Below are 20,119 nucleotides of genomic sequence, written 5' to 3'. Positions count from 1 at the left end.
AGCCACTGACGGCATCGCTTGAATGCGCGGCCGGAAGCCGACGGGACGTTTGCGAACCTGCCAACCCATGAGCTGGAAGATGCGCTGCACGGTGTTCTTATTGAACCCCAGCAGATACGCGACGGTACGGTAACCGAACGACGGCGACTCTTCGATCATCGCCTTGATCGGCTCCGCGAAGCGGGCCTGGACCTTCGGCTCTGCCTTGACTGGCCGGTAATACACGCTGCGACGCGGTACGTTAAACCACCGGCACAGCTTCGAGATCGAGACGGTAATGCCGTCAGCCTGCAGTCCCTGGCGGATCATCTCGATCACTTGTCGTCCTCGCCCAGCAGGGACTGCAATTTTTTTCTTGCGCGCAACTCCAGCATGGCTTCGCCGTACGCTTCCTGCAGGTCCTTGATCTGCCGCTCGTACTGATCTTTCAGGTCCAGCGGGTTGGCCCGCAGCGCATTCTCCATGCCGCGCTTGCCGTCATCCACCCAACCCTCGACCTCGGAGGGCGACAGGTCATAGGCGCGGCTGGCCTCTGCCACTGTCGTCTTGCCCTGAATGATGTCCAGCACCAACGCGCTCTTGCGCTTGGCCGTCCACCGCTTGATGTCTTCTTCCATCTTCGTGCTCATCGTCTTTTCTTCCATTGTGACGTGAGCAGGTTTTCACTGGGTCATTACACTTCATCGAGTGGCTTTTTTGCAGGTGCAAGAGTGGCCGACAGCGGCCTGCAGCTTGGGGCGGCAGGGCGTTTTGGGGTGCGGGGGAGTTTTGCGGATTTGTGCGCTTGGCTTATGCACCTGAGCGGTCAGCCGCATAGTCCACTGAGGCCCGGTCGTCGAGCGTTCTCGTCTAGGCGACAATGGGCGGGAAAGGAGCATGCAGACCATGGCGACAGATCGCAGTAACGACCTTGAAAGGACTGATGAAAAGCCTCGGCCCGGCGATCTGGTGTTATGTGCATGCTGTCGCGTGCCCTTGACACCATATCGAATGCCGTACCCGCTGAATGAGCAGCTTTGCGACGCCTGCGTGGACGAGCTGGAGGAGATGCGGCGGGAGGGGGACTATCCCTAAAAGGCGGACCACTGGCCGGTCCATTTTTCATTTGGCGCGTCCACGTGTACTTGCGTGGAGCATCGGGGGCAACACAAGATCACCAGCGGCAGCACTCAGCCCATGAAAAACGAGCCATAAGGCCCGTCAAATTAACGCGTCAGAGTCGCAGTTATCTTTGGTAGTGCGGTGAAATTTTGGAGTTAGTGGGAACCACCCTCACTCAATCAATCTTCCGTGCCGTGCTACCGCTTGGGTTGGTCACTGCGGCCCAGAAGTGTCCTTCGCTGGCTGCGATTGCAGGAGTAAACGCGGCCCAAAAAAGCGAGTCCCGTCCACGTTTGCCTCCAGTCGAAGGATCGATTCCTTTTCAATGGTAAGCGGCGAGAGAAAGAAGCTTGCTTGAATCGTTGCTCGCCTTGGGTACCCATCCTCTACACCATCGAAGATCGATCTCTGATGATCCGGCGGAGGCTGGACCATAGCCCGCGCAACTTCGTTTCCCTCAAGTGAGACCTTGAACTCAATCTCCCGGGGCGGCTCGCTCTTCGGATAAACAAACGTCGCAACCACACAGAGCTTCGGAATAACTGCGGGGAAAGGTATGGGAAAAATCAATTCGCCCCCGCTATAAATTCCCACAAAAGTCAATTTATTGCCCACTTCCTGCCGAATGTCGTCGCAATAAATTCCATATAGGAAAGGAGCAGTCATTTTTCCTCCGCAACTGCGTTGTCCCATTGCGCGACGACGGCGGAGACACGGACGCCTAGCGCTTCGGCGATTTTCTTTAAAGTATCAATGGTGGGATTGCTGTTAGGGCGTTCTATTGTCGCGATTTGCGGCTGCGAGAGCCCGGTCAATTCAGCAAGCTGGGTCTGTGATAGTCCGGCATTCAATCTCATGGTACGAATGCTTTGGGGCTGCTTCGCGGCGAGCATGGATGACAGCCGCTGCCTCGCACGTTGCAGCCTAGCCTCGCCACCCTCTTGTTGCTGAATAGTGCTGACTAAGTCGTCGATCGACTTGCCGCTTACCTCTACAGGGGCAACATAAGATGCACTGACAGTGACAGCCGTGCTCAGTTCGACCGTCGATGTTTCGTTATCTGTGGTCACCAGAGACGAAGGGGAGTCCGAGCTCCATGTAGACGTCACGAAGCCGTTTGATGAGTTGAGGATCATTTTCATAGTCGCTACCCGGGTCACGTCTCATGATGGCGAAGACGTAGTAGTCGAATTTGAGATTGTGAACGGCGTAGAGGATGCGGTAGGGGAACGTCCTTCCGTCAGCCAAGAATGTCTTGATTCGCCATAGGTCAAACTTTTGCCGCTGGAGATGTATAAAAGGCGTCACATCCACGGTGAGAGACCGTCCGGTCCATTCCCCATCTTCCGCAAAGTGCTCTAACAGGCTGCGATCGAGTCCGATCTCCTCAAGAAGCACCACCAAAAAATCGTGGTCTTCCTGACTCTCTTTCTCGATGTCTGCAAGGTCAGCCTGGGCAGAGGCGTGAACGATCAGTCTGAACATTATACATTTTAGTGTATGAGCGCAACAGGGCTGTGTCTTCCAGGCACGTAACGACAGCTTACGGCTCGCATGCGCCGCTTTGACGCGGGTGCGAGAGAGATTCGTGGCTCTTCGCGCAGCGCAGGAATCGGGTCACCTTCCCATCACACAGCTTGATAGCCTCATTGACGCGGGCGGCGGCCTGCGGTGCCACAAGTCTGTCCTTGTAACGCGAACAATTTCCAGAGACTCCGGGCGCTGAGTACTGGATAGCCTGTGCCAGTTCATCCACGTACACGCGCCCTCGCCGACGGTACTTCGCCGCCTCATCGCTGTTGAGCTGCATCGTGAAGTTGTAGCCGACAAAGCTGTGACTGCAGTTGACGTCGAGGTACAGGTGCCGCCCCTCTCTGAGCAAGTACCAAGCTTGCGGTCCGTATTCCAGGACTTCCACTCCTACCCCCAAGTTGTTCTTGTGGTCTGGGACCGGCATCGGGAAAAGGTAATTTCCGTAATCCGATCCCAAAAAGCAACGTATCTATTTGATTTGGCACCACTTTTCGGATTACCCGTAGAAGGTAATGTGGGGTAATCGAATAGGTAATCCCCTGGTAAGTCCTTGATTCTTATAGGTTCAAGGAAGGCGAGAGATGCCTCTCTACAAAGGTAATGAGATTACCCATAGGTTACCAAGAAATTACCCTTCCCCGATATCCTACAGAGCCTTGTCCCGCAACGGTTCGCGGCGGAAACGGAGTAAGGGATTGCCGAGCGCAAAGCCGCCCACCACTGACGGGCGAATGGCGGACCATGTCCATGCCTTGCCCCGCTGGCGCGCTTGCAGGAAGGTTTGCTGATCGAACATGAATTCGGGCGGCATGAAGTGCGCATCGGTTTCGCGCGCGGGCGTTTTGAACGGCCCGAGGTGGCCGCCGTAGACTTTGTAGCCCTGCATCAGGCTGATGTGCACGAGGTTGGACGATGCGGCTTCGATGGCGTCGACCACGTTGGTCAGCATGGTGAGGTTGGGCGGCACCAGCTCAGCCCAGGTCGCACGGTCCTGATAGGCGGCGTAGAAGAGGTGGGTGACGCTGCCAAGTGCGCCGAGCTTGATGCACGTGTCGGCCGCGTCGAGCAGGTCGACGGCGATGTGCTGGATGCGCTCTGTCGATGCTCCACCGCGACGCGACAGGCCCACGATGCGCCAGTCGTCCAATGTGGCGAGGTACTCGATCAGGTTGCGGCCGATCACGCCCTGCGCGCCCACGACGAGCGCGACTTTGTCCTGTGCAGTCATGTTGGAGTTGGGTTGAAGTACGAATCAGCAATGACCACCAGTATGAGAACGCTCGGATCTGTGCGATAGACTGCCTGTAAGAACAACATCTATGAATTGAAATCACAATGTCGCGGCTCGATGTCAATCGCTTTGGCGAGATGGAAGTCTTTGTTCGGGTCGTGGAGGAGGGCGGCTTCTCTGCTGCGGCGCGCGCTTGCCGGATGACGCCGTCGGCGGTGAGCAAGCTGGTGGCACGGCTGGAGGCTCGCCTCGGTGCGCGGTTGGTGAACCGATCCACGCGGCGCTTCCAACTCACGCCCGAGGGCATGGCGTTCTATGAACGCAGCGTGACGGTGCTGGCCGATCTGGACGAGGCGGAGCGCGCGGCTTCCGCCGGTGCACAGCCCGCAGGGCGGTTGCGCATCAATTCAAATGTGCCAGTCGGCACGCACTTGCTGCTGCCGATCGTGCCGGCGTTTCTGGCGTGCCATCCGGAGGTGTCGCTCGACATTGCGCTCACGGATCGAGTGGTCGATCTGCTGGAAGACCGCACCGATGTTGCGCTGCGCAGTGGCCCGCTGAAGAGTTCACGTCTGGTGGCGCGCAAGCTGGGACACACGCGCTTGATGGTGGTCGCGTCGCCGGCCTATCTGGCGCGCGCCGGGACGCCACGCACGCCGGCTGATTTAACGAACCACAACTGCCTGGCGTTCAGCTATGTGCGGGCAATGAATGCCTGGCCCTTTATCAAGCGCGGTCGCCGCACCGAGTTCATACCGCAGGGCAACACGCAGATCAGCGATGGCGAGGCGCTGCGTGCCGTGGCGGTTGCCGGGCTGGGCTTGGCGCGCCTGGCCGAGTTTCAGGTGCGCGCCGATCTGGAGGCGGGTCGACTCGTTCCCGTCCTGGAGGATTACAACCCCGGCGAGGCCGAAGACATCCATGCCGTCTATGTTGGCCAGGGCGCGCATCTGCCGGCGCGCGTGCGGGCGTTTCTGGATTTCCTGGTCGCCCATGTGAAGATTGCCTAGGCGGCTGTTCCCCCACGCTGGAAGGGCACGGCCTTCACATTCGCAAAACGCCTTCAAGTTGCCTAACGCCCTGCCGTTTACCGCCACATAACGTGTGCATGAACGGGGGAAGACGCGATGTCACAGCATTCGCAGCACGAAGTCGATGAACGGACCAATCTGACGAACAACAACCGCTTTGAGCTGCTGCTGTTCCGCCTGGGCGAATCTGCGCGCTCCAATCAGCGCGAGATGTTCGGCATTAATGTGTTCAAGGTGCGCGAGATCATGGTCATGCCGCCTGTGACGCATGTGGCGGACGCCGGCGCCCATATCCTGGGTGCGGTCAACGTGCGCGGCCAGATCATTCCCGTGATCGACCTCGCCAGCGTGATCGGCACCAAGAACGGTAACGCCAACATCCTGCTGATTACCGAATACGCGCGTACCACCCAAGGCTTTGCGGTGGAAGAAGTGGACGAAATCGTGCGCCTGGAATGGAGCCAGATCTTCCCGGCCGAGGCGAGCGTGGGCAGCAGCAATATCACCAGCCTGGCGCGCCTGGACGGCAACGCTGATAACTCGCGTCTGGCGCAGGTGATCGACGTCGAACAGATTCTGGTGGACGTGTTCCCGACCCGCCGCACCGATCTGGCGCCCGACAATGACGAGCGCCCGATCAAGCTGCCGCCGGGTGCCAAGCTGCTGGTGGCGGATGACTCGGGCCTCGCGCGCTCGCTGATCGCCAACGGCCTGGAGGCGATGGGCACGCCGTACGTCATGACCAAGAGCGGCCAGGAAGCCTGGGATACCCTGCAGAACATCGCACGCGATGCCGCCCGCGAAGGCAAGACCGTGCGCGACAAGATTGCGCTGGTGTTGACCGATCTGGAAATGCCCGAGATGGACGGATTCACGCTCACCCGCAAGATCAAAACCGAGCCGGCGTTCCAGTCGATTCCGGTGGTGATTCACTCGTCGCTGTCGGGCTCGGCCAATGAAGACCACGTGCGCCGCGTCGGCGCCAACGGCTACGTGGCCAAGTTTGAAGCCAACGAGCTCGCGCAGGCTATTGCTTCTGCGCTGGGTTAAGCACTGAGCCAGGCATGGGGCCGGGCGACGTGCAATGCGTCGCCGGGCTCTGTATTACTTGCGGCTGTGGTGGTCCCCGCCAAGCGGGTCGACGACGATCATGGTGCGATCGAGCACGCCGTTGTCGTCAAACAGGGCGTTGAAGTGCGCCTGCTGAGTCCCGGCGACGTACATCCGGTATGACCACGCCTCCCGCTTCATCAGCGGGTAGTACTGCGTCGGCTCTTTCGGTGTGCCGAAGCGCTCGAGCACATCGCGTTTGGTCCACACACCCGGGCGCGCCTCGTAGATTTCCTTCTCCGTCAGCATTTGCCGATAGTTGGTGAGCTTGCCGTTGGCGTCAAAATCGGCGGCATACACCTCGTGCCCGAGCGGCTGCTTGGAGTAAATCCAGCGGTGCGTGCCATCCGCAAGCTGATAGGTCTCGGTGGGTGCGCCAAAGGTTTCTCGCACAGCACTTTCCGGCTGGCCGATCATCTTTTGCGCTGTCTGCACAGGGTTGAGCGAGGCACACGCGCAAAGGGCGAGTGCCGTCAGGCTGATCCATCTGCTGAGTCGTTTTGGCATGGCGTTCTCCGGGGGGATGCTGGGATTGACCTTACGGATGGTAAACCGCGCGGCCGCCCGAAATATTCCATCGATCCAAACTGGCGCCTGTGCCGCACAACATTGGTGCGATCAACCGGGTTTCTGGGCGGAGGCAGCGATGACGCGGTGCACGAAACGCAGCTTGTCGATCACGGGGGATGCCAGCGTGAATGGGTAGCCATCGGGCTGACCCAAACTGCGATTGAGGCTGTTGAGCACGTAGGTGAGCGGAAACCAGCGGCTCATCAGGTTGTTGAAGCTGGCTTCTTCCACTGGGGTCTGGTCGGTCAGTTCGGGCTCTTGTGGATGGTCGGGCAGCAATGCCAGGCCGTATGACACGGCGGTGTCCAGCGCGTCGACCATGTGCAGGTAGTGCGCCCAGGTTTCGGCCCAGTCTTCCCATGGGTGCATGGTGGCGTAGGCGCTGATGTAGTGCTGTGCCCAGTCCGCCGGCGGGCCATTGTCGTAATAGGTCTTGAGGGCGTCGGCATAGCTGGCGCGGTCATCGCCAAAGCGCTCGCGGAACGCGGCTTCCCACATCGGCTTGCCGGCAATCAGGCGGTCGAAGAAGTAATGCCCGGATTCGTGGCGGAAGTGGCCAAGCAGCGTGCGATAGGGCTCGCGCAGCTCGGTACGGGCTTTTTCGCGCGCGGCATCATCGGCTTCGGCAATGTTGAGCGTGATGCGGCCGTGGTTGTGGCCGGTCATGACGGGCGCGCTGTCTTCCTTGCTTGCGAGAAACGCGAACTTCAACCCCGTCTCGGGGTTCTCCTGCCGCGATTCCAGTGGCAGGCCCAGCTTCATGAGCGTATAGAGCAGTCGGCGCTTGGCCACCTCCATCTTGTACCAATAGAACCGGTTTTCCGGCACGGTCAGGTCGGGGATCGTTTCGGTGAACTGGCAGGCGCGACACAGCGTGTCAGGCGAATCGGCCGGGATCATCCAGTTGCAGACGTTTTCGACCGCGTAGTTGTGGCATTGGCGGTAGCGCTGGCGTTGTGCCTCGGGGTGAAGGCTGCGCCAGCGCTTGTCCGTGGCCTTTGCTGTCTCCACCGTCTCCCCCGTCTCCGCTGTCTCAGTGGGCTCGTCGGCAGGTTCAAATGCGCTGATCTCGCCCACGTCAGGCAGGTAGCCGAGCAGGGCGTTGCAGCGCTCGCACAAGACGTTTTCAAAGAATACGAGTTGCTGGCAACGGTTGCAGTGGAACGTTTTCATGGCGGTCCAAGAGCAGGGCAAGGGCTGGCTTTCGGGGTGCTTCCCAACCAGGATGGTGGCGTGGCGGCGGACAGCTTTCCAGCAAGCGTTGTACCGCATTGGCGTGTCATACGCACGGCCGTGCGCGCGTGGCACGATGGCTCGTCGCCCCGAGCGGGGGTTGCCGCACAAACGGCATGAACCTTGCTTGAACCGCCCGCCCGCCGGCACGGCACCGGCACGCCATTACGAGCCACCGGGGAGTCCGCGTGTCGATCCGAGTCGCGCTGAACCACGTTACCCATGATCGCTATGACCGGCTCGTCGAGTTGTCGCCGCAGGTGGTGCGCCTGCGGCCGTCGCCGCACTGCCGCACGCCCGTCCATTCGTATTCCATGCGGGCGGAGCCGGCCGAGCATTTCATCAACTGGCAGCAGGACGCGTTTGCCAATTACCAGGCGCGGCTGGTGTTTCCGCATAAGACGCGAGAGGGCGCGCACTGGGTGACCGGCCCATGGTTCTTCCGCGATGAACGCATGTATCTGATTCCGGGCGATTCGCCGATGGGCTATCGCCTGCCGCTCGACTCGCTGCCGTGGGTCAGCAAGAGCGACTACCCGTATCAGCATGCGCACGATCCGTTCGCCCCCCCCCAGCGCACCGCTGCGTACGCCGGCTGAGCTGCGCATGCAACACCAGGGAGAGTCTGCCGGCGCGGCAGCTGCAGCGGCAGCGAAGGCCGCATCGGCCGCACGCGGTACCGGCTCGGCCATCAATGCCCGTATCCCGGCGCACAGCGAATCCGCCTCTTGGGTCCATCGCACCGCGCTGTGCGTGGAAGCGCGATCAACAGATGCTGGGGACGCCCACGACCAGCGCTTAGGGGTGGCCCACCAGCTCCTGTGCGGGTTGCCGCCGCCGTTGCGCGCCCGGGTGGGCGTCCGGCAGACGGTCGGTACCAAACAGCTTGCGACGCATGGTGCCCGGCGCATACGCGGTCTTGTAGACACCGCGGTTCTGCAACTCCGGCACCACCAGGTCGATGAAGTCCGCATAGCTTTCCGGCGTGACCGTGCGCGCCAGGTTGAAGCCGTCGATGTCGGTCACATCCATCCACTGCTGCAGCGCGTCGGCTACCTGCTGCGGGTCACCGACAATCGTGGCGTATCGGCCACCCAAGGCAAGTTGGTCGAGCAAGCGCCGCACCGTGAACTGCGTGTCGCCGCCGGTGGCGCGGCGGATGGATGACTCGATCGCATTCGTCTTCACTGCACGCAGCGGATCGTCCAACGCATAGGTCGAATAGTCGACGCCGGAGCCCGCCGAGAAATGCGCAAGACCGGCTTCCGCGCTGGCATAGCGTTGGTATTCGGCGAGTTTTTCGCGTGCAAGTTTTTCCGTCTTGTCGACCACGACGGTGATGCCCATGAAGACTTTGACGTCATCCGCCCGGCGCCCGGCCTGCACGGCAGCCTGACGCAACTGCGCCACCTGATCGCGCGTGGCCGATTGGCTCTGGCCCGACAGGAACACGCACTCCGCATGCTGCCCGGCAAAGGTCTGCCCGCGCGCGGACGAGCCCGCCTGAAACAGCACCGGCGTGCGTTGCGGAGACGGCTCGCTCAGGTGGTAGCCCTCCACGTCGTAATAGCGGCCGTGATGCCGGATGCGGTGCACCTTGTCGGGCCGTGCAAACACGCGTGCGGCACGATCGCCCAGCACCGCATCGTCTTCCCAGCTGCCTTCCCAGAGTTGGTAGACCACGTCGAGAAACTCATCGGCGCGGTCGTAACGCTCGTCGTGTGCAATCTGCTCGCGCAGGCCCATGGCGCGCGCAGCGCTGTCCAGATAGCCCGTGACGATGTTCCAGCCGATCCGGCCGTCGGTCAGGTGGTCGAGCGTGGAGAAGCGCCGCGCAAACAGGTACGGCGCCTCATAGGTCAGGTTGACGGTCAGGCCAAAGCCGAGATGTTCCGTCACGCCAGCCATGGCGGACACCAGCATCAACGGATCATTCACCGGCAGTTGGATCGACTCGCGCAGCGTCAGGTCGGCAGACTGCTGATAGACGTCGTACACGCCCACGATATCGGCGATGAACAGACCGTCGAACAAGCCCCGTTCCAGCAGCTTGGCGAGGTCGGTCCAATAGCTGAGCTTGCGGTAGTCGGCCGACGTATCGCGCGGATGGGTCCACAGCCCGTGGTTGATGTGGCCCACGCAGTTCATGTTGAACGCGTTGAGCAGGATCGATTTCTTGGACATCGCGGTCAGGTGCCGAGGCTGGTGAGGGACGGCAGGGCGTCGGCAGAGCGTTGCAGCAATACGCCCAGAATCTCGCGCCGCCATGCGTCGTACAGCGGCACGTAGTTGCGCGTGTCGATGCCGGCTGCGCGTTCGTTCAACGCCCACGATTCGCGCAGGTAATCACCGAGCAGCACCTGCAGCTTGTCGTCGGCTTCGAGCACTTGACCCACGAGCTGCTCGCGCTCGCCGTCCGATGCCGCATCGAGCTTGCGGTGCCACCACTCGGTGATGAGGATGCGGTGCACCTCCTCGTCCGGCATGATGCGGTTCTCGGCAAAGTCGCGGTTGGCAAGATCGAGCACGCGCGACGTGCGCCGGTTGACCTGCAGCCGCGCGAGGATGTGATGCTCGTAGTGGAATTCCCACGCGAGAAAGGCGGCCTGGCTTGTCAGCGGGTAATCGCCAAGGACATCCCAGTGGTGGCGCACTTCCCGCGCGATGCGCTCGATCTGATCGTGCCCCGACAGCACGCGAATGCGCTCGCGCGAGGCCACTGCGTGAAAACCGTCATCGCCAATCTGGCGCGACAGTGCGAGCTGAAAATCGGGCTCATTGCGAAAGAGCCGGTCCAACCCCGCGCTCGCCAGTTGCACGATGAACAGGTCGTGCGCGGCGTTCCACACTGCGTAGTCGATCACGCCTTCCAGTTCTTCCGCCGTCTGTGCGTCGCGCGGCGGTTCCGTGCGCGCCGGCGGCAGGTGCGGCGCATGCACGGCGGCAACGCGGTCGAACAGGTCTTTTTCCAGCGCCGCGCCGTAGCGCGTGTGGGCGGTGGCTGTCGTTTCGAGATGGGCTTGGGTCATGCTGACATCCTCGTCGCGGAGGGTCACTCCGGTTGATGGGGCATGCACCGGCCGGGTGAGCGGGTGCAGCGAGGCTGTCATCGTTGCATTGAAGCTTGCGCTGGCAAACGAAGCGTTGCGCATGTCGTCAGACGCTGCACGCACATGGCGCGCTTTAGAGGCCGTTCTCCACCATTTCGACCACGCGCAGGGCGATGGCGCCGGTTTGCTCCGGCGGGCGGCTGCGCAGGGGCCCGTCGATGATGAGCAGCGCCAGCCCATGCACGGCAGACCAGGCGAGGTATTCGGCCCCGGGGCGGCGCTCGGCGGGCAAGACGCCTGCGGCGGTCATGCGATCCAGCGCGAGGCTCAACAACTGAAACGGGTTGAGTCCGCTATCGCCTGCCTTGGCTGGGTCGGCGTCGTTTTCCACCTCATCGGGCACGGCGAAGGCGGTGCGGAACAAGCCGGTCTCCATTTGCGCAAAACGCAGGTAACCCACACCGATGGCGCGCAGTGAAGCACGTGCTTGTGCGTCTGCCGGCCAAGTGGGATCGATTGCATCCAACTCGGCCTCCATGGCGCGGGCCAGCGCCGCGAGTGACGCTGCGCGTACCGCCTGCAGCAAATCGAGCCGCCCCGCGAAGTGACGATAGGCGGCATTTGGCGCGACGCCTGCACGGCGCGTGGCCTCGCGCAACACGATGGCCTCCGGCCCGCCGGCACGTGCCAGCTCAATGCCTGCGTCAAGCAGCGCGCGCCGCAAGTCGCCATGGCGATACGTTGCGCGCACGGGCGGGCGGGGTGGTTCCTGGGTCATGCGATGAAACTCCGCAAAAGCGATGTGGACACTGTTCATTATGTCTGCTATCGTTTGTGGACAGTGTTCACAAATCAACACTAGGCGCTGCCCCGCAGGATGCCAAGCACTTTCAGGAGGTCGATATGACAAACGCAAGCGATGCCGCGGGCGATGCATCGCAGCTGCGCAGCCTGATTGAAGCGTGGGCAGAAGCCGTTCGCGCCAAGGACATCGATGCCGTAATGCGTCACTACGCGCCGGATGTGGTGGTCTTTGACGTCATGCCGCCGTTGTTTGTCAAAGGCGCAGAGGCGTATCGCCGTAACTGGCAGGGTTGGTTCGATGCGCTGGATGGCCAGGCGGATTTCCAGTTCGTTGAATTGCACCTCGAGGTGAGCGGCGATCTGGCCTATTGCTTCAGCGTGAACCGTCTGCGTGCGCGGTATCGAGACGGTGCAAAGCACGATGCGCAAACGCGCGCCACCGTGTGCTTTCGCAAGATCGATGGGCGCTGGCTGGTGGTTCATGAACACGCCTCGGTTCCGATGCCGGTACCCGAGAGCGCTTGCAATTGAGTCCAACGAAAGGCGAGCAAACGCTTTCCCCACCCGCGTGTTCAAGTTACCCGGTGCGCGGTTTTGCAGTCCCCCGAGTCCACCCCAAGGAGTTGTGATGCAAGTTCAACCGTATCTGTTCTTCGAAGGTCGTTGCGAAGAGGCGCTGGAGTTCTACAAGAAGACGCTCAGCGCCAAGGTCGATGTGGTGATGCACTACAAGGACGCGCCCAAGGATGCGCAGCCCACTGCCGAGCAATGTGGCGGCATGGCGCCCCCGCTCGACAAGGTGATGCACGCCGCCTTCCGCGTGGGCGACACCCAGATCCTGGCGTCTGACGGCATGGCCGGCGGCAAACCGGATTTCAAGGGTTTCGGGTTGTCCGTGAGCGTGGCCGACAACGCCGCTGCCGAGCGTACCTTCAAGGCGCTCGGCGACGGCGGCCACGTCACGATGCCGATGTCCGAAACGTTTTTCGCCCACGCATTCGGCATGGTGACCGATCGTTTTGGCATCACGTGGATGGTGATCGCACCCAAGCCGATGTAATGGCCGTGCGTATGAAAACGGCCGCCGCACGGTGGCCGTTCTACGCAAACTCGTAGTCGGCCTGCCTTGGCGCAGGGCCGTGGCCCGGTGCTAGACTGCGCGGTCACCGGGGCCTTACCAATATCAACGAAACCACCCCCTGGGTGACGGTCGGCTGTTCTCGCCGCGACCCTTTGCATGGCCTGCGCAAAGGCGTCCATTCACCTGCTGCCCCATTCTGTTGGAGCGTTCTTCATGCTGAATCATTGCGATCGTCATCGTCGTCGCGATTACCGCTGTGTTGGGCACATCGCCAAGCTGACGGGCGTTTTTTCAGTATGGACGCGATGATCGGCGAGGACTTTGAAGCCGGTCTCGCCAACCTCAAATCGGCTGCGCAATCCTGAGCGACATCCGGGCGCAGCAGCCAAGCATAGGAGTGATTCCATGACGCATGGCATTGACGAACGCAAGCGTTGGCTTGCCCTCATCGTGCTCTGCCTGGGCGTGCTGATGATCGTGCTGGATACGACCATCGTGAACGTTGCGCTGCCGTCCATCCAGGCAGACCTGGGCTTTACCGAAACCTCGCTCGTATGGGTGGTCAACGCCTACATGCTCACGTTTGGCGGCTGCCTGTTGCTCGGCGGGCGATTGGGTGATCTGTTCGGGCATCGCAAGCTGTTCCTGCTGGGCCTCACGCTGTTCACGCTGGCATCGGCCGCATGCGGGCTGGCAAATTCGCAAGGGCTGCTGATTACCGCGCGCGCCGTGCAGGGGCTGGGCGGCGCGGTGGTGTCGGCGGTGTCGCTGTCGCTGATCATGAATCTGTTCACTTCGCCGGCGGACCGCGCCAAGGCAATGGGCATCTACGGCTTTGTCTGTGCGGGCGGCGGCAGCATCGGCGTATTGCTCGGTGGCCTGCTGACGAGCACGCTGAGCTGGCACTGGATCTTTCTGGTCAATCTGCCGATTGGCGTGGCGGTGTATGCCGCCTGTGTGGCGTTGCTGCCGGTGGGCAAGCCGTTGGCCGATCGAACAAAGCTGGACGTGGCAGGCGCGATTGCCGTGACCGCATCGCTGATGCTCGCGGTGTACGCCGTCGTGCACGGCAACGAAGCCGGTTGGACATCCACGCAAACGCTGACGCAGCTGGGCATTGCCATTGCGTTGATGATCGCGTTCCTGGTCATCGAATCGCGCGTGTCGCATCCGCTGATGCCGCTGCACATGTTTGCGCTGCGCAACGTGGCCACGGCCAACGTGGTGGGCGTGCTATGGGCGGCAGCGATGTTCGCATGGTTCTTCATCTCGGCGCTGTACATGCAGCGGGTGCTCGACTACAGCGCGATGCAGGTCGGGCTGGCCTTTCTGCCGGCCAACATCATCATGGCGGTGTTCTCGCTGGGGTTGTCGGCCAAGCTGGTGATGCGCTTTGGCATTCGCGCGCCGCTGTCGGTGGGTTTGCTGGTGGCAGGCATTGGGCTGGTGCTGTTTGCACGCGCGCCCGCGGGCGGCAGCTTTGTGCTCGACGTGCTGCCCGGCATGCTGTTGCTCGGCTTGGGCGCCGGTGTGGCGTTCAACCCGGTGCTGCTGGCCGCCATGAGCGATGTGGCGCCTGATGAATCCGGCCTGGCGTCCGGCGTGGTCAACACGTCGTTCATGATGGGCGGCGCGTTGGGCCTAGCCATCCTGGCAAGTCTGGCTGCCGCGCGCACTGAAGGTCTGGCTGCGGCAGGGGCCGATGCTACGACGGCACTCAATGGCGGCTATCACCTCGCGTTCCTGCTGGGGGCAGTTGCCGCCGTGCTGGGTTCGGTGCTGGCGGGCGTGTTTGTGCGCACGCGCACGCAAGGAGCCGGGCAGGGCGAAGCCTCGTCGGCAGCGCCAATCTGAGTCACAGAAAAGGAGCCTGAGGAGCAGGGCGCACCGCATGTCTCACACGAGGCATGCGGTGAAAACCGTTATTGACCGACCGGTCGGACGGTTTATAATCGATCCATCCAAAACACGGTGCGCATGACGTGCCGTGCACATGCCGCGCAAGCGGCCGGAGGATCGCATGTACACCCAAAGCCTCGACCAGCCCGGCGGTTTGCCGACGGAGCAGGAACTGGCCGCCGCCTCTCAAGGCGAAGCCGATTTGCAGGCGCGCTTCGATGCACGCATCGGGGCCGACCACAAGATCGAGCCGCAGGACTGGATGCCGGCGCCGTACCGCAAGACGCTGCTGCGGCAGATTTCGCAGCACGCGCACTCCGAGGTGGTCGGCATGCTGCCCGAGGGCAACTGGATCAGCCGCGCGCCGTCGCTCAAGCGCAAGGCCATCCTTCTGGCCAAGGTGCAGGATGAAGCGGGTCACGGTCTCTATCTCTATTCCGCCGCTGAAACGCTCGGCAGCTCGCGCGACGAGATGATCGACGCGCTGCACGAAGGCCGGGCGAAGTATTCGTCGATCTTCAATTACCCGACGCTGTCCTGGGCAGACGTGGGCGTGATCGGCTGGCTGGTCGATGGCGCGGCCATCATGAACCAGGTGCCGCTTTGCCGTTGCTCTTACGGCCCGTATGCGCGCGCCATGATCCGCATCTGCAAGGAAGAGTCGTTTCACCAGCGTCAGGGCTATGAATCGTTGTTGACGATGATGGGCGGCACGCAGGCGCAGCGCGACATGGTGCAGGAAGCCGTCAACCGCTGGTGGTTTCCGGTGCTGATGATGTTCGGACCGCCCGACACCGCATCGCCCAACAGCGCGCAGACCATGGCCTGGGGCATCAAGCGCATTTCGAACGACGATCTGCGACAGCGTTTTGTCGATGCCACCGTCGAGCAGGCGCGCGTGCTCGGCGTGACGCTGCCCGACCCCGGCCTCACGTGGAACGAAGCGCGCGGCCATTACGATTTCTCGCCGCTCGATTGGTCCGAATTCAAACGCGTGCTCGATGGTCACGGCCCGTGCAACCGCGAGCGCCTTGCCACCCGCAAGCGTGCACACGAAGAAGGCGAGTGGGTGCGCGAAGCCGCGCTGGCTTACGCGCGCAAGCAGGCTGAACGCGCCGCCGCCAATCAACAAGCTGCCTGAACCGGAAGGAACCCACCATGCATCAACACGAATGGCCGCTGTGGGAAGTGTTCATCCGCAGCAAGCAGGGCCTGGAGCACAAGCATTGCGGCAGCCTGCACGCGGTGGACGCCAAGCAAGCGCTGCAGATGGCGCGTGATGTCTACACGCGCCGGCAGGAAGGCGTCTCGATCTGGGTGGTGCCGTCGGCGGCCATCACCGCCAGCGAGCCCGACGACAAGCCCATGCTGTTCGACCCGATGGCCGACAAGATCTATCGGCACCCGACGTTCTACCGGCTGCCCGATGAAGTCAACCACATGTGAGCCGCGGTCATGACTTCCGACGCGCATCTGCAATACATCCTTCGTCTGGCCGACAACGCACTCATCCTCGGCCAGCGCAACGCGGAATGGACGGGCCACGGCCCCGTGCTGGAAGAAGACATCGCACTGTCCAACCTGAGTCTTGACCTGATCGGCCAGGCACGGTTGCTCTACGCGCACGCGGGGCAGATCGAAGGCAGGCTCACCGGTACGCCGCGTACGGAGGACGACTACGCCTACTGGCGCGCCGAGCCCGCTTTCCGTAACTACACGCTGCTCGAGCTGCCGCATGCCGGCCCATTGGTCGCGACGTCGGCAGCCACGCGCGACTACGCCGTCACCATGGTCCGCCACTTCCTGTACGCCGCGTTGATGGTGCCGCTGTGGGAAGCATTGACGCGTTCGACCGACGCAGAGCTGGCCGCCATTGCCGCCAAGTCGGTGAAGGAGATGCGCTACCACTTCGCCCATACGCGCGACTGGCTCGTGCGCTTCGGTGATGGCACCGAGGAATCGCACGCGCGTGCGCAGGCCGCGCTCGATTGGCTGGTGCCATACACCAACGAATACTTCGCCACGGACGACGTGGAAACGGCCGTAGCGGCGTCCGGCATCGGCGTGCGTCCGGCAGACCTGCGCGACGCGTGGGAAACCACGGTGCGTGACGCGCTGGATGAGGCCACGCTGAGATGGCCGGAGTCGGGTCCCTATGTCAGCACCGGCAAGCACGGCGTGCACTCCGAACATATGGGCTATCTGCTGGCCGAAATGCAGGGATTGGCGCGCCAGTATCCGGGGGCATCGTGGTAAGCGGGCGGTTGGAGCGGGCACGCATGGCGCTCGAAGCGGTAACCGATCCGGAGATTCCCGTGGTCACGATCGCTGAGCTTGGCATCCTGCGCGATGTGCAGCTCGACGAAGACGGCACCCTGGTGGCAACGATCACGCCCACCTATTCCGGCTGCCCGGCCATGGAACAGATTGCCGATGATGTGAGCCGTACCTTGCAAGCGGCAGACGTAGGGGCGTATCGGGTGCGTTCAGTGCTGTCGCCGGCATGGACGACGGATTGGATCACCGCGGAAGGGCAGCGCAAATTGCGCGACTTTGGTATTGCGCCGCCGGCGCATGTGGCCGAAGTGGATGGGGCCCGGCCGATTCGTCTTACGCGCCCCGCGCAGGGTGAACACATCGCCTGCCCGCAATGCGGATCGCACGATACGGCGCTCATTTCCGCCTTCGGCTCAACTGCCTGCAAAGCGCTGTATCGCTGCCGCGCGTGCCGCGAGCCGTTCGACTACTTCAAGCCTTACTAAGCCCACCGGGCACGACCGCCATGACCCCGCAATTCCACCCCTTGCGTGTTGCCGAAGTGCGCGGCGAGACGGCCGATACGATTTCCGTGCGCTTCGATGTGCCGAATGACCTGCGGGATGCATACCGATTTACGCAGGGCCAGTTCCTGACGTTGCGCGTGCCGTCCGGCCAACTGCCAGGGCACGAAGAACTGCGGCGCTCGTATTCGATTTGCTGCGCCGTACAGGACTACGACGCGCACGGCGAGTTGCGGGTGGCCGTCAAGCGTGTCGATGCGGGGGTCTTCTCCAACCACCTGCACGACCGCATCCGCGTGGGCCAGACGCTTGATGTGCTGCCGCCGGATGGGCGCTTCTATGTGCCGCTCGCCGCCGAAAGCGCTCGCCACTACGTCGCCTTTGCGGCCGGCAGCGGCATCACACCCATCCTGTCGCTCATCAAGACCACGCTCGCGGCGGAGCCGCAGAGCCGCTTCACGCTGGTCTACGGCAACCGCAGCGTCGACAGCATCATCTTTGGTGAAGCACTCGAAGACCTGAAGGACCGCTACCTCGATCGCTTCGCGCTGTATCACGTGTTGTCGCGTCAGGCGCAGGAGATTGCGTTGTTCAACGGGCGGCTTGATGGCGCCAAGGCCCATGCATTTCTGGATGCGCTGATCCCGCCCGACGATATCGATGCCGCTTTCATCTGCGGCCCGTCGACGATGATCGATGCGGTGGAAGCCGCGCTGCTTGAGCGCGGCGTGCCGCGAGAGCGTGTGCATGCGGAGCGCTTTGGCGTGCCGGTGGGCGATGTGTCGGCAACGGCCAAGCCGCGCAAGCATGGTGCCGTGGCGGGCGAGGTGGCGCTCACCGTTGTGCTCGACGGCAAATCGCACGAGGTGCCGATGGCAGGCGACGCCAAGGTGCTCGACAGTGCGTTGAACGCGGGGCTGGATCTGCCTTATGCGTGCAAGGGCGGCGTGTGCTGTACGTGCCGCGCCAAGGTGCTGGAAGGCCGCGTAGAGATGGACAAGAATTTCACGCTGGAAGACTGGGAGATCCAGCAGGGGTTTGTGCTGACCTGCCAGGCGCGCCCGCTCACGCAGCGCGTGGTGGTCAGCTACGACGAGCGTTGAACGTCAGCTCTTCTTGCCGCCGAGCCCGTTCTCCAGCATGTCGATCACCATTTCCGCATAGCCCTCATAGGAAAGCGGGCCGTCGGGTTTGAGCCAGGTGAACGTCCAGTTCATCATGCCGAACAACATCATCGTGATGGGCGTGCGGTTGGCCTCGTCCACCTTGCTCGGGTAAGCCGCCCCGAGCTGTCGGCCCACCGCGGCCACCACGTCTCGCTCGCGCGCGAGCACGATGTCGCGCTGCTCTGGCGCCAGGTATTTCACATCATTGAGCAAGGCCACATGCCGCGTACGCGACGTGGCGTATTCGGCCAGGAACGTGCGGATCAGCAGATGCAGCGTGGCGCGTGCCGAGAGCTTGGCGTGGCGCGCGTCGCTCTCGGCGCGTTCAACCAGGTCGGCCAGCCGCCGCGTGTAGCGGTCGAGCAGGTCGAACAGAATGGCTTCCTTGCCTTCGTAGTAGTGATACAGGCGCGATTTGGATCCGCCGCACGCAGCGGCAAGCTGGTTCATCGACACGCTCGGGTAGCTGTCGGCCGCAAAGGCTTCGGCGGCGGTGTCGAGCACGCTTTCGCGGCGCAACTCGAATTCGTCTTCGTTCTTGACGCGGGACATGGCGGGCGGCACATCGGTTGGATGGCTGCCATGTTAACCGGCTGCGTTGCCGTGTGTCGATGCTGCGTCGACGCATCAGACGGTTTCGTGCACGCCCAGGAAATCCAGCACGGCTTCAAGAAACGCGTCCGGCAGCTCGACATTGGCGAGGTGCACGGTGTCCAGCAGGCACAGTTGCGCGCCTGGAATAGCGGCGGCAATTTCCTCGCCATGGCGGGCAGACGTCACGGTGTCGTGCTGACCGGCAATGACGAGCGTCGGATGCGTGATGAGCGTAATCGTGCGGCGCAGGTCGGCATCGCGCACGGCCGCCCAGCCGCCGATGATGCCTTCGCGCGGCGTTGCCAGCAGCGTGCGGCGGAACGGCTCAACGGCGGGGTCGTTGGCTTCGAGCATGCGCGCCGGAAACCAGTTGCGCAGGAACGTTTCCGTCGTCGCGTGCATGTCGGGTGCCCGATTCAGTTCGGCGATGGCCTGATCAAAATACTGCGTCGGGCCGATATGCGCGGCGGTGTTGGAGAGGATCAGCCGGTCGATGCGTTCCGGCACATGGATCGCCAGCCACTGCGCCACGATGCCGCCGAGCGACAACCCCAGCATATGCACACGCTCGATGCCCAGCGTATCAAGCAGCTCCACCACGTCACGGCCGAGCCGGTCCATTGAATACGCACCAGCAGGGGCATCCGAAGCACCATGGCCGCGCGCGTCGTAGCGCAGCACGTGAAAGTGCTCGGCCAGGCTCGGCACGCTCACGTCCCACATGTGCAGGTCGGTGCCGATGGAGTTGGACAGCAGCAGGACAGGCTTGCCGGCTGTGCCATCAAAGCGATAGGCAAGGCGTGCCCCGTCACCGGTGGTGATGAAGGAGAGGTCGTTGCGGGTGGTCATGTTGGGCTCCTGGGAAAGACGGTTGAAACGATTGGGATGTCGTCATCCTAGAAGCCGGTGGGGTTCGTGGATACTATGAAGTTTCGA

Annotated in this window: 24 protein-coding genes and 1 pseudogene; 11 read left to right on the top strand and 14 right to left on the bottom strand. The window is 62.5% G+C overall.

The annotated features are described in order from the left end of the window. The 7 genes and pseudogenes from CFE42_RS21795 to CFE42_RS21765 all read right to left on the bottom strand — a co-directional run. Positions 1–309 (bottom strand): annotated as a pseudogene (locus CFE42_RS21795) (IS3 family transposase); the annotation flags it as partial. Between the two features lie 5 nt (positions 310–314). Next, positions 315–629, bottom strand: a complete 315-nt coding sequence (locus CFE42_RS21790; protein WP_004637757.1) for a DUF1153 domain-containing protein — start codon at positions 627–629, stop codon at positions 315–317. A 685-nt stretch (positions 630–1,314) separates the two neighbouring features. Then, positions 1,315–1,767: a hypothetical protein gene (locus tag CFE42_RS21785; protein WP_004635073.1), complete on the bottom strand. Its 453-nt coding sequence runs from the start codon at positions 1,765–1,767 to the stop codon at positions 1,315–1,317. After that, on the bottom strand, positions 1,764–2,171 hold the full coding sequence (locus CFE42_RS21780) for a helix-turn-helix transcriptional regulator (RefSeq protein WP_052035699.1): 408 nt from the start codon (positions 2,169–2,171) through the stop codon (positions 1,764–1,766). The genes CFE42_RS21785 and CFE42_RS21780 overlap by 4 nt, the downstream gene beginning before the upstream one ends. Continuing rightward, positions 2,158–2,586 carry a hypothetical protein gene (locus tag CFE42_RS21775; protein ID WP_004635069.1) on the bottom strand — a complete coding sequence of 143 codons (429 nt, stop codon included), beginning with the start codon at positions 2,584–2,586 and terminating at the stop codon, positions 2,158–2,160. The genes CFE42_RS21780 and CFE42_RS21775 overlap by 14 nt, the downstream gene beginning before the upstream one ends. Before the next feature lie 58 nt (positions 2,587–2,644). Next, positions 2,645–3,019 (bottom strand): hypothetical protein, encoded by a 375-nt coding sequence (locus CFE42_RS21770; RefSeq protein WP_152458856.1) that lies wholly within the window; start codon positions 3,017–3,019, stop codon positions 2,645–2,647. 261 nt (positions 3,020–3,280) lie between these two features. Next, positions 3,281–3,862 (bottom strand): NAD-dependent epimerase/dehydratase family protein, encoded by a 582-nt coding sequence (locus CFE42_RS21765; RefSeq protein ID WP_004635065.1) that lies wholly within the window; start codon positions 3,860–3,862, stop codon positions 3,281–3,283. A gap of 107 nt (positions 3,863–3,969) precedes the next feature. Between CFE42_RS21765 and CFE42_RS21760 the strand changes: the two genes are divergently transcribed. Both CFE42_RS21760 and CFE42_RS21755 read left to right on the top strand, forming a co-directional pair. Beyond that, a complete protein-coding gene (locus CFE42_RS21760) occupies positions 3,970–4,875 on the top strand; it encodes a LysR family transcriptional regulator (protein ID WP_004635062.1) in 906 nt (301 codons plus the stop codon). A gap of 117 nt (positions 4,876–4,992) precedes the next feature. Further along, on the top strand, positions 4,993–5,946 hold the full coding sequence (locus CFE42_RS21755) for a chemotaxis protein (RefSeq protein ID WP_004635059.1): 954 nt from the start codon (positions 4,993–4,995) through the stop codon (positions 5,944–5,946). A 54-nt stretch (positions 5,947–6,000) separates the two neighbouring features. On the opposite strand, the gene CFE42_RS21750 is transcribed toward CFE42_RS21755, so the two are convergent. Both CFE42_RS21750 and CFE42_RS21745 read right to left on the bottom strand, forming a co-directional pair. Continuing rightward, positions 6,001–6,513, bottom strand: coding sequence for a hypothetical protein (locus tag CFE42_RS21750; protein WP_004635056.1), 513 nt, complete (start codon positions 6,511–6,513; stop codon positions 6,001–6,003). 111 nt (positions 6,514–6,624) lie between these two features. Then, entirely contained in the window at positions 6,625–7,749 is a 1,125-nt protein-coding gene (locus CFE42_RS21745; protein ID WP_004635055.1) for a putative zinc-binding metallopeptidase, read from the bottom strand. A 248-nt stretch (positions 7,750–7,997) separates the two neighbouring features. Between CFE42_RS21745 and CFE42_RS21740 the strand changes: the two genes are divergently transcribed. Next, complete coding sequence (locus tag CFE42_RS21740) at positions 7,998–8,408, top strand: transglutaminase family protein (RefSeq protein WP_251471320.1); 411 nt, start codon at positions 7,998–8,000, stop codon at positions 8,406–8,408. A gap of 199 nt (positions 8,409–8,607) precedes the next feature. Here the strand turns inward: CFE42_RS21740 and CFE42_RS21735 are convergent, their stop codons facing one another. The 3 genes from CFE42_RS21735 to CFE42_RS21725 form a co-directional block, all read right to left on the bottom strand. Beyond that, positions 8,608–9,993 (bottom strand): LLM class flavin-dependent oxidoreductase, encoded by a 1,386-nt coding sequence (locus tag CFE42_RS21735; RefSeq protein WP_004635051.1) that lies wholly within the window; start codon positions 9,991–9,993, stop codon positions 8,608–8,610. Between the two features lie 5 nt (positions 9,994–9,998). Continuing rightward, positions 9,999–10,838, bottom strand: coding sequence for a hypothetical protein (locus CFE42_RS21730; RefSeq protein WP_004635048.1), 840 nt, complete (start codon positions 10,836–10,838; stop codon positions 9,999–10,001). Positions 10,839–10,992: 154 nt separating this feature from the next. Beyond that, positions 10,993–11,637 (bottom strand): TetR/AcrR family transcriptional regulator, encoded by a 645-nt coding sequence (locus CFE42_RS21725; RefSeq protein WP_004635045.1) that lies wholly within the window; start codon positions 11,635–11,637, stop codon positions 10,993–10,995. Between the two features lie 125 nt (positions 11,638–11,762). On the opposite strand from CFE42_RS21725, the gene CFE42_RS21720 reads away from it, so the two are divergent. The 8 genes from CFE42_RS21720 (at position 11,763) to paaE (ending at position 18,526) form a co-directional block, all read left to right on the top strand. Continuing rightward, positions 11,763–12,194 (top strand): nuclear transport factor 2 family protein, encoded by a 432-nt coding sequence (locus tag CFE42_RS21720; protein ID WP_004635042.1) that lies wholly within the window; start codon positions 11,763–11,765, stop codon positions 12,192–12,194. Between the two features lie 97 nt (positions 12,195–12,291). Next, a complete protein-coding gene (locus CFE42_RS21715) occupies positions 12,292–12,723 on the top strand; it encodes a VOC family protein (RefSeq protein WP_004635040.1) in 432 nt (143 codons plus the stop codon). Positions 12,724–13,149: 426 nt separating this feature from the next. Further along, positions 13,150–14,598, top strand: a complete 1,449-nt coding sequence (locus CFE42_RS21710; protein WP_004635038.1) for a DHA2 family efflux MFS transporter permease subunit — start codon at positions 13,150–13,152, stop codon at positions 14,596–14,598. Between the two features lie 166 nt (positions 14,599–14,764). Beyond that, a complete protein-coding gene (paaA, locus tag CFE42_RS21705) occupies positions 14,765–15,784 on the top strand; it encodes a 1,2-phenylacetyl-CoA epoxidase subunit PaaA (RefSeq protein ID WP_004635036.1) in 1,020 nt (339 codons plus the stop codon). 17 nt (positions 15,785–15,801) lie between these two features. Further along, positions 15,802–16,089 (top strand): 1,2-phenylacetyl-CoA epoxidase subunit PaaB, encoded by a 288-nt coding sequence (gene paaB, locus CFE42_RS21700; protein ID WP_004635034.1) that lies wholly within the window; start codon positions 15,802–15,804, stop codon positions 16,087–16,089. A 9-nt stretch (positions 16,090–16,098) separates the two neighbouring features. Next, a complete protein-coding gene (gene paaC / locus CFE42_RS21695) occupies positions 16,099–16,899 on the top strand; it encodes a 1,2-phenylacetyl-CoA epoxidase subunit PaaC (protein WP_004635032.1) in 801 nt (266 codons plus the stop codon). A 23-nt stretch (positions 16,900–16,922) separates the two neighbouring features. Further along, positions 16,923–17,405 (top strand): 1,2-phenylacetyl-CoA epoxidase subunit PaaD, encoded by a 483-nt coding sequence (gene paaD, locus CFE42_RS21690; RefSeq protein WP_004635030.1) that lies wholly within the window; start codon positions 16,923–16,925, stop codon positions 17,403–17,405. A 20-nt stretch (positions 17,406–17,425) separates the two neighbouring features. Continuing rightward, entirely contained in the window at positions 17,426–18,526 is a 1,101-nt protein-coding gene (paaE, locus tag CFE42_RS21685) for a 1,2-phenylacetyl-CoA epoxidase subunit PaaE (protein ID WP_004635028.1), read from the top strand. Positions 18,527–18,529: 3 nt separating this feature from the next. On the opposite strand, the gene CFE42_RS21680 is transcribed toward paaE, so the two are convergent. Together CFE42_RS21680 and pcaD are read right to left on the bottom strand one after the other, a co-directional pair. Further along, on the bottom strand, positions 18,530–19,141 hold the full coding sequence (locus CFE42_RS21680; protein ID WP_004635026.1) for a TetR/AcrR family transcriptional regulator: 612 nt from the start codon (positions 19,139–19,141) through the stop codon (positions 18,530–18,532). A gap of 75 nt (positions 19,142–19,216) precedes the next feature. Then, positions 19,217–20,032, bottom strand: a complete 816-nt coding sequence (pcaD, locus tag CFE42_RS21675; RefSeq protein WP_004635024.1) for a 3-oxoadipate enol-lactonase — start codon at positions 20,030–20,032, stop codon at positions 19,217–19,219. Positions 20,033–20,119: the final 87 nt, after the last annotated feature.

Origin of the sequence: Ralstonia sp. PBBBR1 (genome assembly GCF_002256165.1) — a bacterium.
Classification (GTDB): Bacteria; Pseudomonadota; Gammaproteobacteria; order Burkholderiales; family Burkholderiaceae; genus Ralstonia; species Ralstonia thomasii.
The sequence above is the reverse complement of the archived record's forward strand: the minus strand, read 5'-3'. Positions and strand labels throughout refer to the sequence as shown.

Excerpts from the sequence above, each read along its gene's own strand:
- CFE42_RS21790 (WP_004637757.1), bottom strand. The coding sequence starts at position 629 with ATGAGCACGAAGATGGAAGAAGACATCAAGCGGTGGACGGCCAAGCGC.
- CFE42_RS21785 (WP_004635073.1), bottom strand. The coding sequence starts at position 1,767 with ATGACTGCTCCTTTCCTATATGGAATTTATTGCGACGACATTCGGCAG.
- CFE42_RS21775 (WP_004635069.1), bottom strand. The coding sequence starts at position 2,586 with ATGTTCAGACTGATCGTTCACGCCTCTGCCCAGGCTGACCTTGCAGAC.
- CFE42_RS21765 (WP_004635065.1), bottom strand. The coding sequence starts at position 3,862 with ATGACTGCACAGGACAAAGTCGCGCTCGTCGTGGGCGCGCAGGGCGTG.
- CFE42_RS21760 (WP_004635062.1), top strand. The coding sequence starts at position 3,970 with ATGTCGCGGCTCGATGTCAATCGCTTTGGCGAGATGGAAGTCTTTGTT.
- CFE42_RS21755 (WP_004635059.1), top strand. The coding sequence starts at position 4,993 with ATGTCACAGCATTCGCAGCACGAAGTCGATGAACGGACCAATCTGACG.
- CFE42_RS21750 (WP_004635056.1), bottom strand. The coding sequence starts at position 6,513 with ATGCCAAAACGACTCAGCAGATGGATCAGCCTGACGGCACTCGCCCTT.
- CFE42_RS21745 (WP_004635055.1), bottom strand. The coding sequence starts at position 7,749 with ATGAAAACGTTCCACTGCAACCGTTGCCAGCAACTCGTATTCTTTGAA.
- CFE42_RS21735 (WP_004635051.1), bottom strand. The coding sequence starts at position 9,993 with ATGTCCAAGAAATCGATCCTGCTCAACGCGTTCAACATGAACTGCGTG.
- CFE42_RS21730 (WP_004635048.1), bottom strand. The coding sequence starts at position 10,838 with ATGACCCAAGCCCATCTCGAAACGACAGCCACCGCCCACACGCGCTAC.
- CFE42_RS21725 (WP_004635045.1), bottom strand. The coding sequence starts at position 11,637 with ATGACCCAGGAACCACCCCGCCCGCCCGTGCGCGCAACGTATCGCCAT.
- CFE42_RS21720 (WP_004635042.1), top strand. The coding sequence starts at position 11,763 with ATGACAAACGCAAGCGATGCCGCGGGCGATGCATCGCAGCTGCGCAGC.
- CFE42_RS21715 (WP_004635040.1), top strand. The coding sequence starts at position 12,292 with ATGCAAGTTCAACCGTATCTGTTCTTCGAAGGTCGTTGCGAAGAGGCG.
- CFE42_RS21710 (WP_004635038.1), top strand. The coding sequence starts at position 13,150 with ATGACGCATGGCATTGACGAACGCAAGCGTTGGCTTGCCCTCATCGTG.
- paaA (WP_004635036.1), top strand. The coding sequence starts at position 14,765 with ATGTACACCCAAAGCCTCGACCAGCCCGGCGGTTTGCCGACGGAGCAG.
- paaB (WP_004635034.1), top strand. The coding sequence starts at position 15,802 with ATGCATCAACACGAATGGCCGCTGTGGGAAGTGTTCATCCGCAGCAAG.
- paaC (WP_004635032.1), top strand. The coding sequence starts at position 16,099 with ATGACTTCCGACGCGCATCTGCAATACATCCTTCGTCTGGCCGACAAC.
- paaD (WP_004635030.1), top strand. The coding sequence starts at position 16,923 with ATGGCGCTCGAAGCGGTAACCGATCCGGAGATTCCCGTGGTCACGATC.
- paaE (WP_004635028.1), top strand. The coding sequence starts at position 17,426 with ATGACCCCGCAATTCCACCCCTTGCGTGTTGCCGAAGTGCGCGGCGAG.
- CFE42_RS21680 (WP_004635026.1), bottom strand. The coding sequence starts at position 19,141 with ATGTCCCGCGTCAAGAACGAAGACGAATTCGAGTTGCGCCGCGAAAGC.
- pcaD (WP_004635024.1), bottom strand. The coding sequence starts at position 20,032 with ATGACCACCCGCAACGACCTCTCCTTCATCACCACCGGTGACGGGGCA.